6 protein-coding genes are annotated in these 8,366 nt (G+C 71.3%); 4 read left to right on the forward strand and 2 right to left on the reverse strand.

What is annotated here, in order from left to right:
• The first annotated feature begins 60 nt into the window (after positions 1-60).
• Positions 61-2,133: a TonB-dependent siderophore receptor gene (locus LRF89_RS04470; RefSeq protein WP_238634535.1), complete on the forward strand. Its 2,073-nt coding sequence runs from the start codon at positions 61-63 to the stop codon at positions 2,131-2,133.
• Here LRF89_RS04470 and gluQRS read toward each other — a convergent pair.
• The gene (gene gluQRS / locus LRF89_RS04475; RefSeq protein WP_238634533.1) at positions 2,116-3,003 is read right to left on the reverse strand and encodes a tRNA glutamyl-Q(34) synthetase GluQRS; all 888 of its coding nucleotides are present in this window, start codon (positions 3,001-3,003) and stop codon (positions 2,116-2,118) included. The genes LRF89_RS04470 and gluQRS overlap by 18 nt on opposite strands.
• 13 nt (positions 3,004-3,016) lie before the next feature.
• Positions 3,017-3,373: a preQ(1) synthase gene (gene queF / locus LRF89_RS04480; protein ID WP_201171786.1), complete on the reverse strand. Its 357-nt coding sequence runs from the start codon at positions 3,371-3,373 to the stop codon at positions 3,017-3,019.
• Between the two features lie 71 nt (positions 3,374-3,444).
• Between queF and smc the strand changes: the two genes are divergently transcribed.
• The 3 genes from smc to LRF89_RS04495 form a co-directional block, all read left to right on the forward strand.
• Positions 3,445-6,942 carry a chromosome segregation protein SMC gene (smc, locus tag LRF89_RS04485; protein WP_238636659.1) on the forward strand — a complete coding sequence of 1,166 codons (3,498 nt, stop codon included), beginning with the start codon at positions 3,445-3,447 and terminating at the stop codon, positions 6,940-6,942.
• Positions 6,943-6,955: 13 nt separating this feature from the next.
• Positions 6,956-8,137, forward strand: a complete 1,182-nt coding sequence (locus LRF89_RS04490; RefSeq protein WP_238636660.1) for a cell division protein ZipA C-terminal FtsZ-binding domain-containing protein — start codon at positions 6,956-6,958, stop codon at positions 8,135-8,137.
• A gap of 23 nt (positions 8,138-8,160) precedes the next feature.
• Positions 8,161-8,366 (forward strand): DNA ligase LigA-related protein (locus LRF89_RS04495; protein WP_443134959.1); only part of this gene is annotated, 206 nt, incomplete at its 3' end.

Raw genomic sequence — 8,366 nt, forward strand, 5'->3', positions numbered from 1 at the left:
GTTCCGACGCTTCGGGGTCCCGTATCCTCGCCCCCAGTCGACCGCACCAAAGGGATGTTGATGCGCGCGCTACCGTCCATAAGCCTGGGTGCACTGGTGCTCGGCGGCCCCCTGGCCGCGGGGTGGGCCGTTGCTGCGGAAGGCGCCCTGCCACCTGTCACCGTCCTCTCCGAGCCCGCTGTGGGCAGCGACATCCCTGGGGGCGAGGGCGCCCGTGCGACGGACCGGGCCGGCTTCAGCCGCACGGAGTTGGATGAGTCCACCCTCGCGACCCGCCGCCCCGATCGCCTGGAAGGGCTGGCCGGCGGGGTGCCCGGAGGGCATGCCGGGCGCGAGGAAGGCGGCCTGGGCACCGCCTGGACCCTGCGCGGCTTCACCGTCACTACCCCGCAGTGGAACGGTCTGACGGATATCGATCGGCTCTTCGTCCGCGACCCCTACACGATTGAGCGTGTCGAGATCGTCCCCGGCCCCGATGCGATCCTCCAGGGGGTCGGCTCACCCGGTGGCGCCATCCGTTACCACGGCAAGCGACCGGAACACACGCCGGCCCATGAGGTGGGCGTGGAGGTGGGCCATCCGGACCACCGGCGCGTGGTGGCTGACAGCACCGGGCCGATCGGCGACGACCTCGCCTACCGCCTGACACTGGCCGGCCAGGATGGCGAGCGCCGTCCCGCCGCGCAGCCGACCGAGCGGCTCCATGTACTCGGTGGCCTCGCCTGGCGCTACCACGCCGACGGCGAGCTGCGCCTCGAGCACGAATTCCAGCGCAATCGTCGGCCCTACGACATGGGCACCGTCTGGCTGGAGGACGGCCCGGTCTACGATACCCCGCTGCACAGCCCGGAGCAGGAGAGCGACCGGCGCTATCAGCGCAGTGCGCTCTACTGGGACCACCAGCTCACCGAGGGCCTGGGCGTCTCGCTCAGCGCCGCGTACTCCGAGGTGGACCGGGAGGAGTTGATCCTGGGGTTCTACTCCTTTGGCCTGTTGCCGGCGCCGGAGCCGGTGGCCGGCTACGCGGCCAGAGTCGATGATCAATACACCCAGGAGGATCTTCGGCTGCAGGTCGATTTCGAGCGGCGCACCCACTGGGGACGGTGGCAGGCGGTCGCCGGCGCGGATGCGCACCGACAGGAGATCGACTTCCAGCGCGACCAGCTGCGTTATTGGGATGACGAGGGCGACTGGTGGCAGCAGTTCAGCGTTGATCCCCGGGATCCCGACTTCTCCGGGATCCGCCTCGGCAACCTGGCCCTGGAGCGCCAGGAGGGCCCGGAGGAGGTCGATCGGTACGGGGCCTACCTGGCCAATCGCATCGAGCTTGGCGAGCGCTGGGCCTTCACCGCCGGGGTGCGCCACAACGAGTACGAGGTGCGCGAGGGCGATGAGGACGATCCCCAGCTGGCGGTGGTGGCCGAGGACCGTGGGGTCACTTGGCAGGCCGGGGCGGAGCTGGATGTGACCCCGCGAAGCCGCGTCTACGTGCACGCCGGGACCGGCCTGCGCCCCAATGAGGGCGAGGATCGTCACGGCGATTTTCTCCCCTCGCGGGAGAGCGCGATCACCGAACTCGGCTGGCGTCATGCGCCGACCGACCGCCAGCAACTGGCCGTGGCCGCCTACCACCTGCGCGAGGAGAACCTGCCGCAGGAGGATGAGGCGTATCCGGATGAGGACTACTTCCGCGCGGTCGGCGAGGTGGAGGTGGAAGGGGTCGAGGTGCACTACCGGCTGCAGACCGAAGCCTGGCAGGTGGTGCCCAACGTAACCATCCAGCGCAGCCGCAGCTACGATGAGGAAGAGCCGCAGCAGCGCGGCAACCACCTGGAGGGCGTACCCCGCCACCTGGCGGGCCTGGAGCTGCGCCACGATCTGGGCGCGTACACCGCCCTGCCGCTCAGCCTCTGGTATTGCGGCGAGTACGTGGGTGGCTGGTACCTGGATGATGCCAACGAGTACCGCACCGACGCCTACACCGTGCACAGCCTCGGCGGCACCCTCGAATGGTCCCGGGGCGCCCGGCTCGACCTGCGCGTCAACAACGCCACCGACGAGCGCTACCTGGCGGCCCCGCGGGTGCAGGGCGAGCGCCGCGAGGTGCGGGTGGCGCTAAGCCAGCGGTTCTGATCCGGCGCGCGCCGCCAGGGTCCAGGCCAGCACCTCCGCGGGGGCGGCTCGGCGCAGCCGCTCCGGGGCCGAATAGCCGAGCAGACCCAGCGCCTCGACCAGGTTCGCCGCGGCCCGGTCCTCGCTCAGCGGCGGCGCCCGGTTCTGCTTGGAGAGCTTCTGGCCGTGCTCGTTGAACGCCAGCGGCAGGTGGTGGTAGATCGGGGTGGGCAGCCCGAGCAGGCGCTGGAGGTGGATCTGTGGCGGTGTGCAGACGAGCAGGTCCTGACCGCGGATGACGTGGCTGTAACCGAAGGCGGCATCGTCCACCGCGCAGGCGAGGTGGTAGGCGAAGAAGCCGTCGGCGCGGCGGATGACGAAATCGCCCACCTCTGCCTCCAGCTCGGTGGTGATCCCGCCGGCGGCGCCATCGGTAAAGCGGATCCGCGCCCCGTCGGTGCGCACCCGCACCGCGCGTTCCTCGCGGCCGGCGGGCAGCCCGTCGCGGCAGGTGCCCGGGTAGACCGCCCCGATGGCCCCGTGGCGGCGGGCGGCGGCCTGGATCTCGCGGCGTGAGCAGGCGCACGGGTAGGCCAGGCCGGCGCCGCGCAGGCGCTCCAGCGCGGCCTGGTACGCCGCACCGCGCCGGCTCTGGTAGACCACCTCGCCGTCCCAGCCCAGCCCGTGTGCCTCCAGGATCCGCAGGATGGCATCGGCGGCCCCGGGCTCCTCGCGCGGCGGGTCGAGGTCGTCGATGCGCACATGCCACGTCCCGCCGTGGTGGCGGGCCTCGATCCAGCTGCCCAGCGCCGCCACCAGCGAGCCGAAGTGCAGCGGCCCGGTGGGCGAGGGGGCGAAGCGGGTTGAGAACGGTGCGCCGGGCCCGCTCATGCCGTCCCTGGGGTCAGCGGCCGTGGTGCTCCACCTCGACCGTGGTCCAGATCCCGCCGCGCACGTTGAAGTGCGCCGTCAGCTTCATATGGCGCGGCTGCGTGGCGTCGACCAGGTCGGCGAGGATCTGGTTGGTCAGCGCCTCGTGGAACCCGCCTACTTCGCGGTAGGACCAGATGTAGAGCTTCAGCGACTTGAGTTCGACGCAGTGCCGGTCCGGGGTGTATTCCAGGTTGAGCGTGGCGAAGTCGGGCTGGCCGGTCTTCGGGCACAGGCAGGTGAACTCCGGGATCTCCATCCGGATGGTGTAATCCCGCTCCGGGTTGGGGTTTGCGAAGGTCTCCAGGGCGTTCGAGGGTTCAGTCGACATGGCTTTCCAAGGGTCCGGTGAGGCTTGATAATGGTCCGTTATCTTAACCGGACGCGCCCGTCGTCTCTACGATGCATCTCAAGCGGATCAAACTCGCCGGCTTCAAGTCCTTCGTGGACCCCACTTCGGTGCCCCTGCCCGGACGCATGGTCGGCGTCGTGGGGCCGAACGGCTGCGGCAAGTCGAACATCATCGACGCCGTGCGCTGGGTCATGGGCGAGAGCTCGGCCAAGCACCTGCGCGGCGAGTCCATGAGCGATGTCATCTTCAGCGGCTCGAGCGCCCGCTCGCCGGTGGGGAAGGCGAGCATCGAGCTCATTTTCGACAACACCGACGGGGCCATCGGCGGCCAGTACGCCGCCTACAACGAGATCTCCGTCAAGCGCCAGGTCAATCGCGAGGGGCAGTCGCAATACGCCCTCAACGGCACCCGCTGTCGGCGGCGCGATATCTCGGATGTCTTCATGGGCACCGGCCTGCGGCCGCGGGGCTACACCATCATTGAGCAGGGCATGATCTCGCGGGTGATCGAGTCCCGCCCCGAGGAGCTGCGCGTCTACCTCGAGGAGGCTGCGGGCATCTCCGTCTATAAGGAACGCCGTCGCGAGACCGAGCGCCGCATCCGGGATACCCGCGAGAACCTGGAGCGGCTTGAGGATGTCCGCGACGAGGTCCACAAGCAACTCGAGAAGCTGCGCCGCCAGGCCGAGACCGCCGAGCGCTACCGCTCCTACAAGGCTGAGGAACGGCGCCTACGCGGTGAACTCTCGCTGTTGCGGCTGCGTGATCTGGATCAGCGCATCGCCGAGCGCGACGCCAGCATCCGCGAGCAGGAGAACCAGCGCGAGTCGGCGGTGGCCGAGCAGCGCCGCGCCGAGCGTGAGATCGAGGCCCTGCGCGAGTCGGCCCGGGAGCGCCACGAGGCGCTGAACACCATCCAGGGCCGCTACTACGAGATCGGGGCCGAGATCGCCTCGGTGGACGAGCGCATCCAGAGTGCCCGCGACCTGCGTCGCCGGCGGGAGGAGGAGCTGGCCGAGGCCCGCCGTGCGCTGGAGGAGCTGGACGCCACGGTGACCGCCGATCGGGACAAGCGCGCGGTCCTCGAGGAGCGGGTCGAGGAGCTGGAACCGGCCCTGGAGGCGGCCAGCGAAGAGGAGCAGGTGGCGGAATCCGCTCAGGAGGACGCTCGCGGGCGCCTGGATGCCTGGCGCGACGAGGCCGACGCCGTCCGCGCCGAGCAGACCTCGGCGCAGCGGCGCGAGGAGGTGGAGCGGACTCGTCATGACGCCGCCGCCCGCCGGGTCCGTGAGCTCGACGAGCGCATCGAGGCCCTCGACGACGAGCGCGACTCGGTGGATCTGCACGCGCTGGAGAGCGCCATCAGCGAGTTGGAGTCGGAGGAGGAACAGCTCTCCGCCGAACTTGAGGACCTGCAGCAGCGCCGCGATGCCGCCGCCGAGGAGCTGGAGACCCGCGCCGCCGAGCGGGACGAGGCGGCCCGGGAGCTGGAAGCGGCCCGCGAGGCGGTCTCCGGGACGCGGGCGCGGCTGACCTCCCTGGAGACCCTCCAGGAGTCGGCCCTGGGCCGGCGCGGGGACGATCGCCACGCTTGGCTCGAACGCCGCGGCTGGGCCGCCGCCCCGCGCCTGGCCGAGACGGTCCGTGTCGATGCCGCCTGGCAGCGGGCGGTGGAGGCGATCCTCGGTGACGCCCTGCAGGCTGTCTGCATCGAGCCGGAAGCCCTGCCCAGCGAGGGGGCCCCGGACGGCGGGTCGCTGACCCTGGTCGGCGAGGTCCAGTCGCTGCCGGCACCGGCCGAGGATCGCTTGGCGGCGCACGTTCACGGCAGCGAGGCGGCCCGCGAGCTGCTCGCCGGGATCCGCTGCGCCCCGGACGCCGCCACGGCCGAGGCCCTGCGCCCCGGGCTGGCCGCCGGCGAGACGGTGGTCACCCCCGACGGGGTGTGGATGGGCACCAACTGGGTGCGCCTGCCCGGGCAGGAGGACGCCGAGAGCGGTGTGCTCGAGCGCGAGCAGGAGATCCAGGCTCTGCGCGAGGAGGTGGAGAATGCCGAGGCGCGGGTCCAGGAGGCCGAGGGCCGGCTGGCCGACGCCCGCGGCGGGGCCGCCGAGGCCGAGCGCCGGCGCGATGAACTGGCTGCCGAGCTTGGTCCGCTGCACCGGCGCCACGCCGACCTGCAGGCTCGTCTGGAACACCGCCGCGAGTCCCTCGAGCAGGCTCGGAAGCGGCGCGAGGAGCTGTCCGGAGAGCGCAGCCGCCTGGTCGAGCAGCGCGATGCGGCCAGCGAGGAGCAGGAGGAGGCCGCCGCCGCTGCCGAGGAGGCCGCCGCCGCTGCCGCCACGGCCGCCGAGCGCGCCGCCGAGGTCGAGGCGCAGCAGCAGGATCAGCGCGAGCAACTCGAGCGCGCCGGCGAGCGGCTGCGCGAGGCCCGTGAGCGGCGCTACGATCTGGCCGGCAAGCTCGAGAGTGCCCGCACCGCTCTGGAGTCCGTGCGCGAGCAGCTGCGCCGCTCCGAGGAGCAGCGTGAGCGCTACGACCGCCGTCGGGCGGAGCTGGAGACTGCTCTGGGCGACGATGAAGACCCGGTTGCCGAATTGACCGAAAAGCGCGAGACCCTGTTGGCGCGCCGGTCCGAAGCGGAGGCGCAGCTGACCGAAGCGCGCAGCGAGGCTGAGCATCTGGATCATCAGCTGCGCGAGCAGGAGCAGGCGCGGGCCGAGGCCGAGCAGCGGGCCGAGCAGTTGCGCGAGGGGCTGGAGGGGCTGCGCCTGGAGACCGGCGAGCTGCGCGTCCACCGCAGCCACGAGGCCGATGCCCTGGCAGAACTCGGCGAATCGGAGGCCGAGGTGGCCGAGCGCCTGGCCGCGGATGCCACCGTCGCCGCGTGGGAGCAGGCCCTGGAGCAGGTCAGCGAGCGTATCCGGCGCTTGGGATCGGTAAACTTGGCGGCCATCGACGAGTGCCAGCAGCTGGAGGAGCGCCGCGGCTATCTGGACGAGCAGCACGCTGATCTCAACGAGGCGCTGGAGACCCTGGAGACGGCGATTCGCCGCATCGACCGGGAGACCCGGGCGCGTTTCCGTGAGACCTTCGATCAGGTCAACGAGGGGCTGGGGCGGTTCTTCCCCCGGTTGTTCGGGGGCGGGCGCGCCTATCTGGAACTGACCGACGACGATCTGCTGTCCACCGGGGTGGTGGTCATGGCGCAGCCGCCGGGCAAGCGGGTATCGAGCATCCATCTGCTCTCCGGCGGCGAGAAGGCGCTGAGTGCGGTGGCGCTGGTTTTTGCCATCTTCAACCTCAACCCGGCGCCGTTCTGTCTCCTCGACGAGGTGGACGCCCCGCTGGATGAGGCCAACGTCGGTCGTTTCTGCGATCTGGTCGAAGAGATGTCCGAGAAGGTCCAGTTCGTGCTGATCACCCACAACCGGACCACCATGGAGCGGGCCTCCCACTTGCTCGGGGTCACCATGAACGAACCCGGCGTCTCGCGGCTGGTTGCGGTGGACGTGGACGAGGCGCTCGATATCGCCGAGGCCGGATAACGGAGAGAGACCCATGGATGCGATGCGTTGGACGATCCTGGGCGTAGGGGTGCTGGTGTTGCTGGCGATCTACGCCTTCGGCCGGTGGCGGGATCGGCGCCGCCGGCACGCCGAGCAGAAGCCGGCCGCCGCGGCGGCGGGTAGCGCACAGGGGCGCGGGGGCGTCGCCGGCGCCGGCGAGGAAGGGGGTGGCGGCGATTTGCGCCCCGGCCAGTCAGAGCGCCCGGTGATCGATGACGATGAGCTGCGCGGCATCGACGATCTCCTTGCCGAGCGGGAAGAGCTGGCCCCGGAGGAGCTCGACCTGGGGTTGGATCTGGGCGAACGGCCCGCTGCGTCGGGTGCGACGCCGCAGACGGGCGAGCAGGGCGACGATCGGCCCTGGTGGCAGTCCGCCGAGGCAGCCGCCGGCGAACCGGACGAGCGAACCGGCACGCCGCACCGCTCCGCTGCCGCCGAGGCGGAACGCGCCGGCCTGGCACCAGCCGGGGAGCAGCCGCAGGCGGCGGCCGGTGAACCCGTAGGGGCGGGGGCGGACGCCGCCGGAAGCGGTTCGCAGCCAGCGGGGCATGCCGACGCGGAGCCGGTCGGGGGAAGCGACGCCGGGAGCGGGGCAGAGAAGTCGGAGCCGTCGCCGGCAGGGAGGGGCGCCGGGACGGCCACCGCCGGGGTCGAGGAGCCGGCGCCGCTGAAGCTCTCGCCGGCCTCGCAGGTGGAGATCGCCGCCTACCGCAGTGGCGATGTCGAGGAAGCGGAGAAGATCCTGGTGGCGTTTGTGGCCGCCCCGGAAGGCGAGCGTTTCCGGGGGCCGGCGATCGAGCGGGCCCTGCGGCGGGTGCGCATGGTTCCGGGCGAGCAACGCATCTGGCACCGCCGCGGGCAGAGTGAGACGGGGCGAGTGACCCTGTTCAGTGCGGCGAGCATGGTGGAGCCGGGGTATCTGGACCCGGAGGAGACGCTGCCGGGCCTGGAGACCCCGGGGCTGGTGTTCTTCATGCAGCTACCCCTGCCAGTGGATGGCGAGCAGGTGCTCGACGCGATGCTGGCCACGGCCTACCAGGTATCCGTGGAACTCGGTGGCGAGTTGCTCGATAGCACCCGTTCCACCATGACGCAGCAGATCGCCGAGCACATGCGCGAACAGCTGCGCGAGCACCGGCGGCGGCTGCACATCGCCGTGCATAAGCGCCAATAAGACCCACCCGACAAGGAGCGAGCGTGGCTGAATCGACGCCGTCCCGCGAGCAGGCGCAGCGACGCGTGGCCGAGCTGCGCGCCGAGATCGCCGAGCACGATCACCGCTACTACGTCCTCGACCGGCCGAGCATCTCGGATACCGAGTACGACGCCCTGTTCGCCGAGCTGCAGCGCCTGGAGGCGGCCTACCCCGATCTGGCCACCGCCGACTCGCCCACCCGGCGGGT

The sequence above is a fragment of the Halorhodospira sp. 9621 genome (genome assembly GCF_022228055.1).
In the GTDB taxonomy this organism is placed as follows: Bacteria; Pseudomonadota; Gammaproteobacteria; order Nitrococcales; family Halorhodospiraceae; genus Halorhodospira; species Halorhodospira halophila_A.